Genomic DNA, 16,235 nt, shown 5'->3' with positions numbered 1-16,235 from the left:
CCCTATAAACGCTTCAAAGCTTCTGTTGCTTTTGTTTTAGTAACGGCAACGCTTTTGATAGTCCTTTGTTTTGTATTAGTTCTTCTGCCTTGCTAAGACTCAACCGGGCCTGAACGGTATTTCCTGTTGCAAGGTAATAATCTGCCCAATCTAGGTATCCCTGTGTCACCCCCAGCGGGCAGTTCAGCATTTGCTGATACGTCATTGCATTGGAAAAATGCGATTTCGCCTGCTCAGCATTACCTACCGACAGGTAATAGTGGCCAAGCATTGAATTGGAATAGGCGACATATAACCAGTCTTCATTTTCACGGGCGCTATTAAAGGCATCATTGAGTGCGGCATAAGCGTTCGCATCCTGTAAAGCCAGTAGTGCAGAGGCTTTCAAATAGAGGGCTCTGGAGAAAAGTGCATCGCTACGGTGAGTGTTGTCCAGCGATAACATGCGATTCACCGATGCTAAAGCCTCGTCAATGTTCCCTTCAAGAAGACGGGCTCTAGCAAGCCAATAGTAGGCGTCGGGCTGTTCTGGCATTGCAATAATAGCGCTTTGGAGAAACGAAGCAGCGGATACTATGTCGCCAGCAGCCATCAATTGCATCGCGTTGAACATCAGCGTGTTGTTAAACTGCGTTTCAAAAGAAATATCGCGCTGTGAGGGCGATAGTTTGAATCTGGACTGCAATTCGGCGACTAAACCTGTGAGTAACTGGTCGGTGGTTTTGCCATGCAGTACGCCGTGTTGCCGGCTCTGACGCTCAAATATTATATAAGTAAGGGTATATTCACCAGGAACGCCACTGAATTTTCCATCAATGATCAATGAGGCTCCGGATACACCGAACAGGTCATCAGCAGAATTCTGTCCCGGTTGCTTTCTGGTCAGGATATCAAGGGTGTCATCGGGCTGAAAAACGGTCAGGTCGGTTTGGTTGTGAAACTGTCGAATGACCGCGTCCATTGCGCCGAATCGCAGCCAGCGCATCTGTGCATCAAGGTGACTGGTGTCAAATGGCAATACCAGCAGGGCATGGTGGGCAACTTCAAGATCATCAACTCTGTCGCCAGCGCCATTTTGCGATGACAATAAAGTAACAAGCACGACAGCTATTGCCACGAGAAACAAGATAGCCTTTGGAAGTCGCCACTTCATTGCCTGTGCTTTTTCAACTACATCTGGAGCGCTTTTTACATCGTCTGATGATACTTCCTGTTCAACGGAAGGTGCTGGGCAATCAATCAGCCAGACATAACCGCGGCGAGGGTACGTCCGAATAACCTGATGGGGAGCAAATGCTTTTCTGATTTCGTTCACCGATTGAAACACTGCCTGATCTTCCACTACGCTATCAGACCAGATGGCACTGAGAAGTGCTTCCTTACTGACGACTTCGTTGGTATGACTGGCAAGGTATTGCGCCAACTGAAATGTTTTGGGGCGCAATGTTTTGGTTGTTTCACCAATTGTCACCTCGCCGGTATCAGGGCTAAAGTGTGTGTATAACGATGGCAATGTCAGGCTCCAGAAAAACTGTGTTGCCCGGGCTTTCCGAGCTCAGAGGTTGACGCAATAATAGCGCAACAGACGAGTGCAGTACTACATCAGCGTTGATTTTCTGGCGACGAGCAGGGCGCTCTTTGTGTTGCAGGCGCCAGAGATGAACGTTCACCAGCTCGTGCGCGACTTAGCTGACGACTGCTGACACTTTTTCTTGTTTGCTTTCGAGCCCCTTCCGGAATATCTGATTTGAGTTTTACTGGCGCAGCTGCGATTACGCTTGCATGGTATTCACGAATGGTTGTATCGAGAGAGTTTCTGTTGATATCTGACGATGTACAACCGGTAAAAAGAGACAATGCGGTGCCCGAAAGTAGCGTATTTTTTAGTGTATATAACATCAATTTTTTCTAGTAGATGATGAAAGATTTAGCCGTGAAATACGGCGCTAGCCAAACACCAGATAATCCAGATGGCGCAAAATGCTCAACAGCCACCCGGAGTGTTCATGCGCCTCTTTGCTGAGCGTTTTCAAATCGGAGCGATCAAAGATGCGGCCTTGCTGGATCACCATTTCAGGTTGGCGAAGTGTGGTCAATGAAATAAGTGGGTTCTCTTTTAGCACGAGCATGTCGGCCTGATAGTGAGGGGCTAACTGACCAAGCTGATTGTCCAGAAAGAGGACTTTGGCGGCCTGCGTGGTGGCTGCCTGAAGAATGCTAAAATGATCTATGCCTGCTTCGGCCATCAATAATAACTCGTCAACGGAAGCAGGACCCGGTAGCCCGGTCAAAGCACCGGCATCAGAACCTAGTCCTAACTCAACCCCCTGTTCGTGCATCAGTCGGGTCAGCTCATGAAAATAGGCATCGGTTTTAAGATTGTATTGTGCCAGTTCCGATGAGGCGTTCAGCCAGCGTTTAAATGAGGTTTGCTCATAAATAGTTCGGACAAAAGGATTCATACCATTAAGGTCTACTTCAGCTAAGTAGCCCTGCTTTTCATTGCTCAGTCGGGTTAATTCCCGGTTCACTGCCAGCGTAGGAACCAACGTAATTGTGTATTCAGACAGAAATCGAGCAGCAGCAAGCGCTCCCTCAAGGTCGTGTTTTTGATGCAAAAAACCATCGTATATCTCTTCGGTGTGCTCAAACGTTCGCAATGAAGCATGTAGCTCCGGTGAACTGGCCATCAATGCATAAGAGGGGTGTCCTGCTACCGCCACGCCAAGCTTATTTGCTTCATCGAGTATGGCCTGGTAAACAGCGGCATTAAGCCCTTCATAAACCTTGATAAAATCATAGCCTTCGCGGATGAAATCACGCACTGCTTTGCGTGCAACCATTGGGTTGTCAACCATAAAGTGAGATAAGGGGTCGCCTTGTGCCACGCTATTCATAATCGGGGAAGACGTGATAAGGCGGGCACCAAACCACTTTCTGCTTTCGAGCTCTTTTTGCCATTTGAGATGATAAGGAAAACCACCCATATTTCTGACTGTGGTGACGCCCGCAGCCAGCGCGGATTTTGCGTAGCTCCGGTCCAAGATGTGAACGTGTAAATCTATCAGGCCCGGCATAACATACTGTCCGTCTCCATCTATAACCTGAAGATCATCTGGAAAAGTTGCTGCGTCAGGAGCAATGTTGGTTATTTTGCCGTTTTGAACCACTATGGTTTGGTTTTCAAGTATGTTGGCATCGCGCATCGTCAGCACATTGACGTGACGTAATACAAAACTATTAGAATGGGCGCGGTTAAGTGACGTTGTACCACTTTCAAAGGTCTGAAAGCTCCATAGCGCCATTACCGTCACTGCCAAAAGACAGATAAAAAGCATTAGTTTGCCCAGCCAGTTTGGTCTGGCAAAATGAAGATGTTGACGTTTCATAGTAATTGCTTAGGTTATCTTCGCGGATACCTGTAACCTAGCAAAACCGGTTATTTCTGCGACCAGAATCATGATTCTGGTCCTTTTAAGTATTGCGTTGGGGATAAACCAGTGTGCTTTTTGAAGGCTGCGTTAAACGACGATTTGGAACTGAAGCCTGCATCCAGGGCAATATCCAGTAAAGCTCTGCGGTCAGACGCCTGGGCACCCTGAATAACCTCGTTGATGCGAAGGCCGTTGATGTAATCGGCAAAGCTCATTCTTCCTCCCTGGTTAATGGCCCAGGAGATGTCCTTTACAGACAGACCCGTGTGGTTAGCAAGATCCTGCAACGCCAGTCGGGGAGTCCGAAACAGTTGGGTCTGCTTGATGGTGTCATCAAGCTCAGAAAAAATGCTTTGCGCCTGATCATGGGAATCGTGAGCTGGGGCTTTTTCGTTTTGCTCAAACTCACTCAAGCCTGAGAACACTTCAGATTGTCTGACCAAGCCAACAATCAAACCGGTTAACAGTAATAGCAAGACAACCTGATCGGTAAAATACCACTGGTTTCTTATTTGGTAGGGCAGGTAGGGCTGCAGGTTAACTCTGATAACCTCGGCGACGATTATAAAAGAAAGTATAAACAACAATCGGAAGAGCCAGCTGAGTTCAAGTCGTTCAGGATCGGAGCGCCGTTCCTGAATAGCGCGCTTATACCGGATGAGCATATGAAGTGAAACGGCCAGATAGGTAAGCTGACTGAGTGCGCCGACTGCCAATACCACGGTAATGTGGTGAGTAAAGAACAACGCGATACAGGCCAGAGAGAAATGCCAGATATCCGACATGCTCATAGGACGATCGGGCTTGAGCAGGATCCGGATAAATAAATAGAGCGCCGGTCCGCTGGTCAGCGATAGTGCTGGCGTTACCAATATAAGATTTGTAGTGAGTCGCAACTCTTCGAGGAGGTTAAACAGCATCACCAGTGCGTGGACAGAAAATGCTAAGACAACACCGGTATAGCGTTTTTCACCATGTAGCATGGCAACGGCCAGCAAACACGTAAAGACAGACAGGATCTGAATAATGTTTACCGGGAGTAAGGGCACTTCTGTCAAAACCACGTTCTATTTTCCTTTTTTTGTATCAGGCAGTCAGGTGGCGCTATTGCACTTCAGTAAAGACTAACTCATCTAACTGCCAGCCAGCATCACCGGTAGTCAGCGTCAGTGTCTGTTCGCCAGCATTAGCTGAGAAAATAAAGCCGTACTCGTCACCCAGTACATTAGGCTGGTACTGCACGACCATGCTAACGGTACCGGCGTGATCATCGCAGTCCTCTATGCCGATAAGGTTGATATAGGAGCTGCCATACTTGGTCTGAGCAAAAGATTCAGCGCGCTGATCAGCAATATTAGCGTGCTCACATACGGGCGCCGAGTTATCGGCAAAATTGACACCGAGGTACTCCCACTCAGCTTCGGACAGCAACCGGTAGGGTTTACTGGTTTTCTGGCTAAGCCAGTTTGTATAGGCAACAGCGGCATCGTAGCCAATGCATGACAAGGGTTCATACAAACTGGTGTTGATGCCGTTATCATTCCAACTGCCCGCTGAGTCCTGTTCAAACCACCAGTAGCCAATCTCGTGATAACACGCAGAAGGTGCAGAAAAGCCGGTATCTTTTATAAACTGGGCAAATTCGAGCCGTGTTACTTCAAATTTACCCACCCCAAAAGCATCAAGACTGACCAGAGTCATGGGCGTTGTATCTTCAAATTCTGTTGGCCCCAACGTCACCTCGCCCGCCGGCACTAAAATCATTGGCGGTTCCATTGGCTTACTGATGACTGCAGCGCTGACAAAGAAAAGAAGCAAGGGCGGGATATGGCGGATTATTGCAAAAAGCATATTCATGGGTCTGTTTTTATTCCGTTTAATTAACCGGAATTTCGATAGAGGGGGTACATAAAAGGTTCTCACAGAATGTGTAAACAAATTTTATAATTTCTATACATCTCACAAAAATAATGACTTAGCAATATTTTAATAGCGAAGATCCACACAATTTTAGGTTGATTGTTCACAACCTACGTCATGGCGGCTATGTAGCGGTTCACTTGCTACTACCTGTCACAAGCGTAACTCTTTTCTTACTCATAACTTCTCAGTCTAATATTCATATTGTCGTCATTATAGAAAGAATTAAGCGTTTAAATAAGGTTTTAATAGACTTGTCATGCTAATTTGTCGACAACTTTTAATTGTGTGAGGTGAAGGTTTGGATTTTTACAACATTGCCGGGACGGTAAATACAGTATTTATATTCGTTAGCTTATATGGTGTATTTTCGCAATTGAGAACAATATGGAGAAGAAAAGCCAATAGTGATGATAACGTCCGGCCTACGGAGCTTTTGTCTTTGAACCAACTTACAGTAAGTTATTTGGCCTATTTATCTTTTTTCGTATACGGCTACTCGATAGTGCCGTTTAATCACTATATTGTCTGGCCCAGACTGATAGCGTCTGTGCTGGTACTACGGATCATCATGGAAATCTTGTTAGATAGAAAGTCAGCAAAATCTGCAGTAAGCTTTGCGGTCGCGACTATTAGCCTCATTCTCGCATTTGTCGGCCTCTTCTTTGGTGAAACTATCTCTGACGAGGGAAAATTGATATCTACCACCATCATACTCGTTGTTTCATTTTTAATTGCTCAAGGCTACTATCATCAAATCAGGCTCATCTATAAATCCGGTAACACAGGAGCGGTCGATCTTAAGATGAGCCAGTTCATATTTATGATGGATATATCCACGATTGTATTTGCTTTAAGTATGGGGTTAGCAGAAGGCTGGCCGCTATTAATCTTGGCCGTTACTAGCGGTGTCACCAAGCTAATTATAATGTATCTGTTTAGATGGGTTAATAAGAGTCCGCTTGCTGCAAAGCGAAGGAGTACCGAGCTACCCAGAAGTAGCTAATATAAATTACTCCAGATACTTGAGGGGCAATGAAGCTAACTCAAAGTTTTGTTTTAGCTGAGAACTAGAAGTCTGCTACCGCTTATTTCTGCTATTAACTATTGAGTATGCTGAAGGTTCGTTTGACGTACAAAGTGATCGTTCAGCCGCAGGTTTCTGATGGTCGCCTTTTGGCACTAAGCTCGTATACATATTTGAAGAGGGTACGGCTGCTGATGCGGTCCACTTGCCATAGCGGGGAAATGAGCGATCGGTTTCGACCGAAGCATGCATATTGCCCACCTGGCGTCTTTTGCAAGTTGACTTGAATCCTCTTCCACTTTTAGATTCTGCATGAGCTTCAAGTTACTTAAAAAGTTACCATTTGCAATTAGCTTAATATCACAAGTGGAACAACAACCGTTGTTGCAACACCATCTTGCGCAATCCTTTCGTCAATCTTAAATTCAAGTTTTATCATATTGCAACAAATTTCAGCTAGTCTCATCACAAAGTTATGATTAATCGTTTTCGGTTCTCCTATTACAAATATATACCGCTTTAACTATCCCTTAAAATAATATAGCTCACATCTAATCAAGCCTACATCAACAACAACTAATTGATACGTCAATCATATTATCCGCTCGCCAATAATAATTTGGCTTTGATTTAGGGGGATAGGTCACCGTGAATCGAGAAGTGACTTCATCTACACAGAATTTGGCATTGTGCGCCATTGTGTTTATGTATAAGCATATCTTCGAAAAAGAGTTAACGCTTCTACCCGATGCAGTGAGAGCTAGAGCACCTACTAGAGTGCCGACTGTACTCTCACACAAAGAGGCGCTATCTATCATTGGACTAATGACACCCCAATATCAACTCATGTTTTCATTGCTATATGGCAGCAGCCTGCGAAAAGCAGAGTTACTTAAATTGCGTGTCAAAGATATCGATTTTGAGGCTAAGACAGTATTCGTGTTTAGAGGAAAAGGCGGTAAAGACCGCACTACCATGTTACCTAAAAAGCTGATTGAACCATTAAAAGCACAGTTAGAAAAAGTACGCGGCATCCACATGAAAGATATTGCTGAGGGAAGCGGGATGACGAGCTTGCCGCCAAGCCTAGCAAGAAAGTACTCGAATGCTGTAAAAGAGTTTAAGTGGCAGTATTTATTCCCATCAACCACTCGATGTGAGCACCCTTATGACGGTTATTACTGTCGGCACCACCTTCACAGTACAGCATTGGCAAGAGCCTTGAAGTTAGCTGTCAGAAAGTCTGACGTGACAAAGCATTTTACTGCTCATACATTCAGGCATTCCTTTGCAACACAGTTGCTTATGGCCGGCGCGGATATTCGTACCGTGCAGGAATTACTGGGTCATAACGACCTAAGAACAACACAGATTTACACCCATGTGATTGGATAACATTCATCAGGGGCGATAAGCCCATTTGATATTGATTAGTGTGTGCGGACGACCGTCCGCTTTTCTAACGCTGAGTATCAATAGCAATGGTTTTGTCTAATAAGACACCAGATAACGGAATGTATTTTTTTAGTCTAAACATATGACAAAATGCCTAAATTGATTTTTCCCAATGACCGCAATTGGATGGTAACTGCCATTCAAGAATGCCTTCTTCAACGTCGCCTTCTGGCACATATCGAAATCATGAACTGTGCGTCCTGAATGTCCATTGTTTGTCTGAAGCTGCCTGTCAGATGACATCTTAACCTACATCTAAAAGTGCTAGATCAAATATGGGCTACTAAACGTAACAATGCTAGTACCGAGAGGCCAGTTTTGAATCAGTATCGATCATTTCTTACCGGCGTCTTTTATTGCTAGGTACACAATTTTTCTTGTTAAATCATCGCAGGGAATATTTTTCATTTTTTGATGCCTTGCGGATACCGTTGTGTCAACTTCACCATTTACGTACACATTAGGAATTTTTTCAACAGCTATGCTTTGTTAACAATAACTGCATTTCAGTATTTTTCCTCCAACCGCTCAAACATCTAAACCTATCGATACTTTAGTACTTGTGCTTCATTTTAGATGTTGCTTGATTTTAAAAGCTTCAGCATTTCAGCATTTAAGAGTTTAAATTTATAAAATCTCGGAGTTTTATCCTCTAACTTTTCCTCTCCATTTCTGCTATCGATAAACCATTCTTTTTCGATAATCCACTGGAATGCACAACGTACTGATGTGGTCATCTCGTTTTTGTTTTCAGGGATACCAAAATCAGTTCTGATTCTGGCTTTTTGTGATTCACTTCTATCGGTATGAAGCTGGAGCTGAAGGGGAAGGATTAAATTCCATTCTTTGTCAAAATCTAAGGTTTCATGGGATAGAGCTTTATATGTTTTCTCTCCAAAATGCTCAACAACATCAAACGCCCTTGAAAAATGGAAATTCTTAAAAAATACCTTATTTTCGTCGTCTCGATGATAACCTCTAAACATCCAATTAACCCCATCGTGCATCATTGCAAGAGGAATGATTGTTCGCCTATGATGATTATCACTGTTTTCTGAACGGTACTCACAACTAATAGCGTATTTACCTTTAATTGCTCTTGTAATTTTCCCAATAAAATTAGTTGAGAGATTGTTAGTTACTTTCCCTATTTTTTCAAAGGGGATTATAGTTTTGGCCGGTAGAGAGAGTTTGTTCTTATTGAAACCATTAGCTAACATGCCTAATGCTGTTTCTGCGTCAAAATCTATGAGAGGTTCATAACTATCTCTTACAATAGCATTAGCTCTTACACTTCTGTTGTACACAATATTTCTTTTACAAATATTACTGTAATCAGCTAGAACTTTTGAAGCCGCCGCATCAGATAAATTGAACATTTCACCGATGTCAGAACGTTTAACGATACCAGTGAAGCGCAACATAAAGTCGATGTATGCAAGGCGATCTGCAGTATTTGTATATTGTTCTTTTAGGTCTTTATAGGTAAGCATTATCAGTATATCTAGTCATGTATGTGGCTTAAATACTACTTCACTAATGTCTTAGAGTCTACTTTCGTATTTTGATTTCGGTCTTTGTTGTTGATTTTATGCTATTGAGTTTCCATTTTAACTTATAAAAACTTTACGCAAGAATTGACTTGGTTGTTTTTTGATCGTAAGATTGATCATAGTTGGAGAATTGGTCTCTAACATATAGATCCTAATGAAGAAAGGAGGTTGTATATGGCAACTAACGGAAAAGTCGGTGATAACCGCCGTTGCGGAGCTGTTCGAAAACGATCGCAAACTCAAACTGGTTCAGGTCACTGGGTCAAGCGTGATGCAAACACCGGACAATTTATGGACGTCAAAAGTGATCGGAAGCCGTTCAAAGGAGTTAGAAGGGAGAAATAAAAAAGCACTTATCAGTGTTACTGAAAAGTGCTTTTTTTGTGAGGTGATTTATTTATCTGCGCCAACAGAAAGAATAAGACACGACACTGAAGTGCTTGTCCATTGAAGAACAGCCTATCAATCTTTAAGAGTCATGATAGTACATGTCTTTGATGTTCACCTCAATATTTTGAGCCGTTTCTTAGATAAAAATGTGGGAAGCGGTAAGTTTTTGCTCGGAATTAGCCTGTTTTTTAGGCTTACCCTATCTTAGAAAATTTATTGAGGTAACTACTAATGAGTAGAAAAGATTTACTAAACGATATTACTAGTACTTTTCAGGGGCTTGGGTTTTCTGAAAATACTAACGAAAAGCCAATGACGTACCAACGAAATGTCAAATATCCGAGTATTTTCTCGGATAAAAGGGACTATGCACATTTTGTCGTTCATACACCAATACGCACAATTCAAGTTGTTGTTAAGTATCAAGAATCTGCCGGCACTGCTATAGAGAAACTTGGATATACAGTAATGGACGCGGCACGCTCTGCATACGATGATTACTTAGTCGTATGTGGTGGATGTGAGCTATTGAAACATGACAGGGCCATTGAATTTTTAAATTCTTACCGGTCATCAGCACCTAAGCTGACTGCTATCACTGTGAAAGACATTGTTGCTTTTATAGGTCCAGATTTAGGCCGTTATGCCGCTTAAGTTAAGGAGCATGTAGTGTGCCGTTTCTGGCACACTACCATAATTACACATGTAGCAGGCCTATTTTCAGAAGGTACTGTCCTAATTGTCTTATGTTAATAGAAAATCTCTTCTTTAATGATCAGCAACCAATTAACCTAGTATGCTTTTACAGACAAGTTCTTACGCACTAATGGATGCCAATGAGCTTCAATGAGAGTGCGAGCGCAGTATGTGCAATGAGAAACTGTCAGATTTGCGCAAGCTTTCTAGCAATTTTGTTAAATCAAATGTTGCCTACTCCACACAAGCGTGTGAACACCAAGTGATTTCGATGTGACGATACAAGATAAATTAGACATGCTATTCATTTGTTAACTGGTACTCTAATTCTGCCACTCTCTGTTTGTACTCTTCGATGGTTAATGCAAAAGAATTGTGCTGGCTAGCCATATTGGATAGCCTTTCACGAAGCTCAGCTACTTCGCTCTTGTACTTTCTTTTCAATTTAATTTCTTTTTTGAGTCGTAACCTCAGTTTTGAAAGAGCGTCTGAGGAGTGTTCGGGTATCATACTCACTGAATAGCTTTGTTTTTTTAAAGCCCAAATTTTTTCGACAATATCTTCGTAATAGTATATTGAACCGCTGCCTAGGCCTGCTTCCTCCTCAACCGCTTTAACCGAGAGCTTTTGGGAGTACGGGACAATTGTTGTGGCTTTATTCAGTATTCTGTCTAGAGCCTCTTCAATCCTCGCTCTCGTAACTTCTGATTTAGTCATCATTTCCCCCGTCTTGTTTGTACTCAGAAAATGGAATGTTAAAGAAGTGCATGACTCGCTCGGCTGCTTTAATTTGTGAAAGGTAATGGCTTTCAATAGAACTAGAAAAAGAATCTATACTCTTAAGGTATTTTATCTGCTGGATACATTGTTGGTGTCTTATTGACCAGCCCTTCGCTTGTTCTTCATCTATTAACTGATTTTCACATTTAAAACAATTTGCTGGTGAGGCGACCTTGCTCATTTGGCATTGATATCCTGCTAAGCAATAGGAGTGTAACGTTCCTACAAAGTCTATTCTGCCAGCTTTAACGTGATTGTGAATTTCTTGCCAACTTTTATGCTCTGTTGGAATTGACCCTCTATCTTTCATTATTTCAAGGCCGCGCTTGCCAAATAATTTATCTTTTCGGTTGTACCACTTAAAAACAGTTTCAGTAATAACTTCATTACGAACATTTTTTATCAATTCTGACAGCTCGCTATCGGTATTAATCCCTCTAAGTACTGCTGCCGCACCGCCTTCTTCGTACCACTCACTGGTTGGTATATCCAAATGTTTAAACTGTTCTTTAACGGCTATCGTGGAACAGAGGTTGTGGCGTCTTACAAATACGGCAAAAGTTCTTCGAAATTGATGAGAAGTAATGGGCCATATATATCCAAGTGCAATTTTTTTATTAGATAAAACAGAGTTTTGGTTTGGGTTGATCAAGTAAAATTCTTCAAGGGCCTCGTCATCTACAATTGCTCCTGCCTCTTTAGCTATCTCATTAAATTTGTTGCGAAAATGCCCTTCATAGATGATCTTTGGAGCTTCACTTTTCTTTGTTTGAGTAAGCCATAAACAACTCGCCTCGTGGTTTTTCATCGGGTCTGGATGATTGAACAGTTGTTCTCGCATATATTGCGTCAATGCCTCAGCGAGTGAGATGGCGTCTCCTACGATAGTTGTTGTTACCCACTCAGATAGTTGTCCTCGTCCTTGTGTCATCTTGTGGTGGTATGATTGTACAGTGTGAATGATTTTACCGTTGTACGTTCTAGTCTTAAAACTATCGGGATGCAAAGAGTACAGTTCGCTGCGTCGCATTCCTGTAAATGCTGCGCAAACGATATAACAAGCGGCCTGGATTTTTGATAACCACGACTCAAATTGTCGCCAGGGTAAAATATGTTTTTCTAATGGCGTCCCTTGAAGATACAACTCAATAATGGATGAGTAGCTCTGAGGCTTAGCTTTATTTACCTCTACCCTATAGTCTGCGGAATTTGGGGTTAACCACTTCCAACTCCCGTCATTTATTTTGCGATCAACAACCTTTTTGCCTACTTCGTAATTTATGCGCAACTCTCGTATCAGTTCACTTAGCAAAACTCTATACGGATAGAGTTTTTCAATATAATCGATTGCTCTCGAATAAATTTTCTCCATGATACTTGTAGGCATAGCGTAAAACTGATTTGGTTTAGTCTTTTCAACCGCGCAGCATTCAATTGCTAAGGCTTTTGTGCTTTGATCGGTAGGGATTACTAGGCCTATGGGAAGAATGTGATCCGCCCTTTGTACTTTATTCAACATGCTGAATATCTGGACGGTGTTGCCATAACTGTATTGCAAAGATGTTAAGTATGTACAAAATTCATAAAACAAAACGGCATGCGACAGTTTGGAAATGCTAGCCCATTTCATTTTTTCCAAAAACTTATAGACTTGTAGCAACTTACTGTGCTGAAAGATAATTGTTGATGGCTTCAGTGGGTAAGAGTTCCCTCTGCCTGCATTAGTGTAAAGCCAAGAAAAACAAATCATTTTCAGCTCTGTAGCAAGTTCAAAAGAACTGATCTCTGAAAAAGTGATTTTATCCTTGTTGGTTATCTTTCTATCTATGTAAGCAGATAAAATCCACTCTTCATCGCCAAAGTAGCTAACTGTAGTCCCCGCATGGTCTTTAGTCACTGGCACGTTATCTAGATACTTGAAGTCCAACTTACTATAGGATTCAAGTACTTTTTGAAAACCATCGAGGTTTTCATTCACTACATTTCCAGGAAGACTAAGAAGTATTTGCATCGTGCTCTCTAAAAGTTGTAATTTATACCTTCAGGCCAAATGGGGTGACGACCTTCCTGTTTGAGCTTTTTAGTTGCTTTACGGCGTACCTTCGGGTCAACGCTAAAAATACACAAGTCTATTTTTTCAACCAGTGAAGCAAAGTTTCTAACGAACTGAGAATGACTTTTATGGTCGATAATTGACTCCTCAATTACTTCCCGAAAACTCATTAAGCACCAAATATCCTCAACTTCTTCGATAATTACCTGATTGGGGCAATCGAAGCAATTCAAGATATCGGCACAAGCCAAGTGATCAACATCAAAGTGCATTGGACTTAAATTCATTTTTCGTTTGTAAACACTAGCTTGTTTACCGAAAGGAGAAATACATCCAGAACCAAGAGCTGTCTTTTGAGAGTGCTTATTTAAGTCACCATACTTAGCAAGAAATTGCTCATAGGGAAGTACTTCAACATCCAGTTTCGATTTTGCATAGCTTTTCGCCTGGGCAAGGTCAGAACATCGTGCAACAGCTTCCAATGTATGAGTGGCAGCTTGTAATTGCTTTTTATTTTCTATCGGATTACCCGTAGTATAGTGCTGACGGAGAGTCTTTGGTGTATTGCCTAATAAAATAGAAGCGCCAGCATAGTCGCCTGTTAAATCTAAGTATCGAGCACTGCCAGTCGCCCTGAATCTCTTTGCCATAGGCCTGAGCGGTAGGTTGTCATCCGTAACTAAATTAAAGGTGGATTGGAGCCAAATACTAGTATGTTTTAGATGACTTGGTTCAAGAGGCTTTAACTTGCCCCTACAAGCCATAAAAAACAAATGCTCGTTATTCGGCGCGATAGTGTGACTTAACTTTAAGAGCTTCTTTATGAATCGCAGTGAATGTTTTGGTACATTTTGACGATTGTTTTCTCCAATTGATATTGTTACGTACTTATTCGCTCTGGCTTTTAAAACGCTTTGTGAGTAAATGTGTTCTTCGTTGAAGTTACTTTCCCTAAACTTTTTCATAGATAATAAGGACGTCATGTTTCCCCAGGTAAAATAAGACATGAGGAAATAACCAAGTGAAAAACATTTTGTGATGGCCCCCGCAACTTCTATTCTCCGGGGCCCGAAAGCAATTTCTGCAGTTGCAACTCTTGGCTCTGTGTACAAGTGCAGTTCTGGAGTGCTGAGTATTTGTTCAAAGAGCTTATTAAACGTTGAGTAGATTGGTTTTAAAAGGGACTTGAGTTCAAAGTCTGAATAGCCCTCCGTAGGGTTCAGCTCGCGTCTGAAAAGACCTCTCGGAGAAAACCAATCCTTGCAAGGTAACCCTAGTATAGTAAGCATGCACTTTATAGAACTTGTTCTTTTTCGAGCTGTATTGACGTTCAAGGAGCCAAGCCTCACTTTTTCGACCTGATGCCTTTCCCACGCAACTATGGACTCGCGTGTTTCCAAGTCGAGATTCGATGAATCTACAAATTTTACATATCTTACAAGATCATTGACGTACCCAAATTTCGTCCTGTCTGAGTAGGTTTGATCATCATAAAGAGCTGTAAACCAGCGTCGAACAAGTTCGTCTCTATTTGCATGTTTACCACCAGTTAGTTCCTTTTTTTTTGGCACATTGAAGTATCGAAATCTATTGAAGTCGAATTGCTGATACCGAGCTATCCCTACTTTCAAACTAATGATGAGGCTTTTATCTTGCTCAGATTGACTCATATAGCGACTCTTCAAGAATGGTATCTAGAAAGCTTGCTGCTTCTCTAACGTTTTTTTTACGCTCCAAGAAGTCGACGTACTTCCAAGTTGTTGCTTCACTACTGTGTCCCATCCATGCCATCATTTGTGTTACTGCGTCTTTTTGCATCCCTATCTCTAAAAGCGATGCAAGGCGGTACGTACAGTACGTGGCTCTGAGGTCATGAGTGGTATGAGAAAATAGCGAAGACGTTTCACGCTCAACAGCGTTTCTTAATCTTCTAAACGATTGCTGAACGTTGTTAGGACTAAATGGAGCACCTGATTTCGAGACTAGCAAAAATGAACTATTGTTCTTTATGAGCCTTAGCCTGCGCCTTTTTGATTTTGCATAGCCAACAAGTAGAGCTCTGAGGCTGGGAGAGATTTCGACTTTTCTTTCTTTTCCATACTTTGTAGCTACACCATTCATCGGACCAATTTTCACTTCTGATTTATCGGAAAACTCAAGTTCCAACGCTAAACATAATGGGAAAGTACATGCTTCCTGTAATCTCAAACCTGATTGTACTTGCAAGAGTTGATGGATTATAAACTCTATGTTGAACGTGGAGAGTGCTTTCGCAAAGGGCTCTAGCTCATTTTTTGATAGCGGATTGAGTGATTGCACTCGCTCTTTTAAAGGAACTTTTACGCGAAGGTCCGTGCTACTGACAATGTAATGAGGGTTAAGATGATTCATCATTCCGGTGTTTCTGATTTTCACCATCTCGTAGTCAAATGGTTTACCGGATTCGTTAACGTTAAGAAATTTTTGGTGAATACACCACTCGTAAAACTTTACGACATGCCTCATGTAAAGAGATGCCGTAGAGAACTGGATTTGTCCTAGCCTTGCGTTTGTTAGTAAATTATCGTTTCTAAACCTATAGGTAGGTCTTAAATATTTAGCAGTCGGAAATTTATCCCAAGATAATGAGTTTTCTTCCAAGAAATTAAAGTAGCGCTTTAAAGCACGAACCGTGGAGTTTAAATCTTTCGCCTTCCTGTAGTTGACTAGATGATTTATCCAAAGATTTACAGGTGTAATATATTCGTGGTTTGAATAGTAAAAAGTTGGGATACCTTCCAGCTTAATATGCCCACTATTGGGTACCGAAAGGGGAAGAACAGAGAAGGGATTTGATTGAATCACGTAAGTCATGTACTACCCCGAATGAATCTAAGAATTTCTAAAGGGTAGTACATTTTCCAGAAAGTGCTCAGCTACAGTCTAAC

Annotated in this window: 15 protein-coding genes; 4 read left to right on the top strand and 11 right to left on the bottom strand. The window is 42.0% G+C overall.

Annotated elements, in window-relative coordinates; genetic code table 11:
• Nucleotides 1-13 precede the first annotated feature (13 nt).
• From GVO62_RS11100 to GVO62_RS11080, 5 genes are all read right to left on the bottom strand, one after another.
• Complete coding sequence (locus tag GVO62_RS11100) at nt 14-1,513, bottom strand: winged helix-turn-helix domain-containing protein (protein ID WP_159119302.1); 1,500 nt, start codon at nt 1,511-1,513, stop codon at nt 14-16.
• A gap of 89 nt (nt 1,514-1,602) precedes the next feature.
• Complete coding sequence (locus GVO62_RS11095; protein WP_159119301.1) at nt 1,603-1,899, bottom strand: hypothetical protein; 297 nt, start codon at nt 1,897-1,899, stop codon at nt 1,603-1,605.
• A gap of 47 nt (nt 1,900-1,946) precedes the next feature.
• The gene (locus GVO62_RS11090; RefSeq protein WP_159119300.1) at nt 1,947-3,389 is read right to left on the bottom strand and encodes an amidohydrolase family protein; all 1,443 of its coding nucleotides are present in this window, start codon (nt 3,387-3,389) and stop codon (nt 1,947-1,949) included.
• A 68-nt stretch (nt 3,390-3,457) separates the two neighbouring features.
• The gene (locus tag GVO62_RS11085; protein WP_159119299.1) at nt 3,458-4,498 is read right to left on the bottom strand and encodes a helix-turn-helix domain-containing protein; all 1,041 of its coding nucleotides are present in this window, start codon (nt 4,496-4,498) and stop codon (nt 3,458-3,460) included.
• A 40-nt stretch (nt 4,499-4,538) separates the two neighbouring features.
• A complete protein-coding gene (locus GVO62_RS11080) occupies nt 4,539-5,198 on the bottom strand; it encodes a formylglycine-generating enzyme family protein (protein ID WP_159119298.1) in 660 nt (219 codons plus the stop codon).
• Between the two features lie 598 nt (nt 5,199-5,796).
• Between GVO62_RS11080 and GVO62_RS11075 the strand changes: the two genes are divergently transcribed.
• Nucleotides 5,797-6,360: a hypothetical protein gene (locus tag GVO62_RS11075; protein WP_236547132.1), complete on the top strand. Its 564-nt coding sequence runs from the start codon at nt 5,797-5,799 to the stop codon at nt 6,358-6,360.
• A 75-nt stretch (nt 6,361-6,435) separates the two neighbouring features.
• Here the strand turns inward: GVO62_RS11075 and GVO62_RS11070 are convergent, their stop codons facing one another.
• A complete protein-coding gene (locus tag GVO62_RS11070) occupies nt 6,436-6,633 on the bottom strand; it encodes a hypothetical protein (protein WP_159119296.1) in 198 nt (65 codons plus the stop codon).
• 396 nt (nt 6,634-7,029) lie between these two features.
• Between GVO62_RS11070 and GVO62_RS11065 the strand changes: the two genes are divergently transcribed.
• Nucleotides 7,030-7,776, top strand: a complete 747-nt coding sequence (locus GVO62_RS11065; RefSeq protein ID WP_159119295.1) for an integron integrase — start codon at nt 7,030-7,032, stop codon at nt 7,774-7,776.
• Nucleotides 7,777-8,408: 632 nt separating this feature from the next.
• Here the strand turns inward: GVO62_RS11065 and GVO62_RS11060 are convergent.
• The gene (locus tag GVO62_RS11060) at nt 8,409-9,329 is read right to left on the bottom strand and encodes a WYL domain-containing protein (protein ID WP_108568722.1); all 921 of its coding nucleotides are present in this window, start codon (nt 9,327-9,329) and stop codon (nt 8,409-8,411) included.
• Between the two features lie 256 nt (nt 9,330-9,585).
• Between GVO62_RS11060 and GVO62_RS19355 the strand changes: the two genes are divergently transcribed.
• A complete protein-coding gene (locus GVO62_RS19355; protein ID WP_163085620.1) occupies nt 9,586-9,840 on the top strand; it encodes a hypothetical protein in 255 nt (84 codons plus the stop codon).
• A 170-nt stretch (nt 9,841-10,010) separates the two neighbouring features.
• Entirely contained in the window at nt 10,011-10,433 is a 423-nt protein-coding gene (locus tag GVO62_RS11055; RefSeq protein WP_108568723.1) for a PD-(D/E)XK nuclease superfamily protein, read from the top strand.
• A 342-nt stretch (nt 10,434-10,775) separates the two neighbouring features.
• On the opposite strand, the gene GVO62_RS11050 is transcribed toward GVO62_RS11055, so the two are convergent.
• The 4 genes from GVO62_RS11050 to GVO62_RS11035 are packed head-to-tail and all read right to left on the bottom strand — an operon-like array spanning nt 10,776 to nt 16,161.
• Nucleotides 10,776-11,192 carry a hypothetical protein gene (locus GVO62_RS11050; RefSeq protein WP_236547131.1) on the bottom strand — a complete coding sequence of 139 codons (417 nt, stop codon included), beginning with the start codon at nt 11,190-11,192 and terminating at the stop codon, nt 10,776-10,778.
• On the bottom strand, nt 11,185-13,233 hold the full coding sequence (locus GVO62_RS11045; RefSeq protein ID WP_236547130.1) for an integrase: 2,049 nt from the start codon (nt 13,231-13,233) through the stop codon (nt 11,185-11,187). Before GVO62_RS11045 ends, GVO62_RS11050 begins: the two co-directional genes overlap by 8 nt.
• Before the next feature lie 41 nt (nt 13,234-13,274).
• A complete protein-coding gene (locus GVO62_RS11040; RefSeq protein WP_159119293.1) occupies nt 13,275-14,978 on the bottom strand; it encodes a hypothetical protein in 1,704 nt (567 codons plus the stop codon).
• Entirely contained in the window at nt 14,965-16,161 is a 1,197-nt protein-coding gene (locus tag GVO62_RS11035) for a tyrosine-type recombinase/integrase (protein WP_159119292.1), read from the bottom strand. Before GVO62_RS11035 ends, GVO62_RS11040 begins: the two co-directional genes overlap by 14 nt.
• Nucleotides 16,162-16,235 lie beyond the last annotated feature (74 nt).

The organism is Alteromonas sp. KUL150 (assembly GCF_009811475.1).
In the GTDB taxonomy this organism is placed as follows: domain Bacteria; phylum Pseudomonadota; class Gammaproteobacteria; order Enterobacterales; family Alteromonadaceae; genus Alteromonas; species Alteromonas gracilis.
This window is presented reverse-complemented; position numbering and strand designations above follow the sequence as displayed.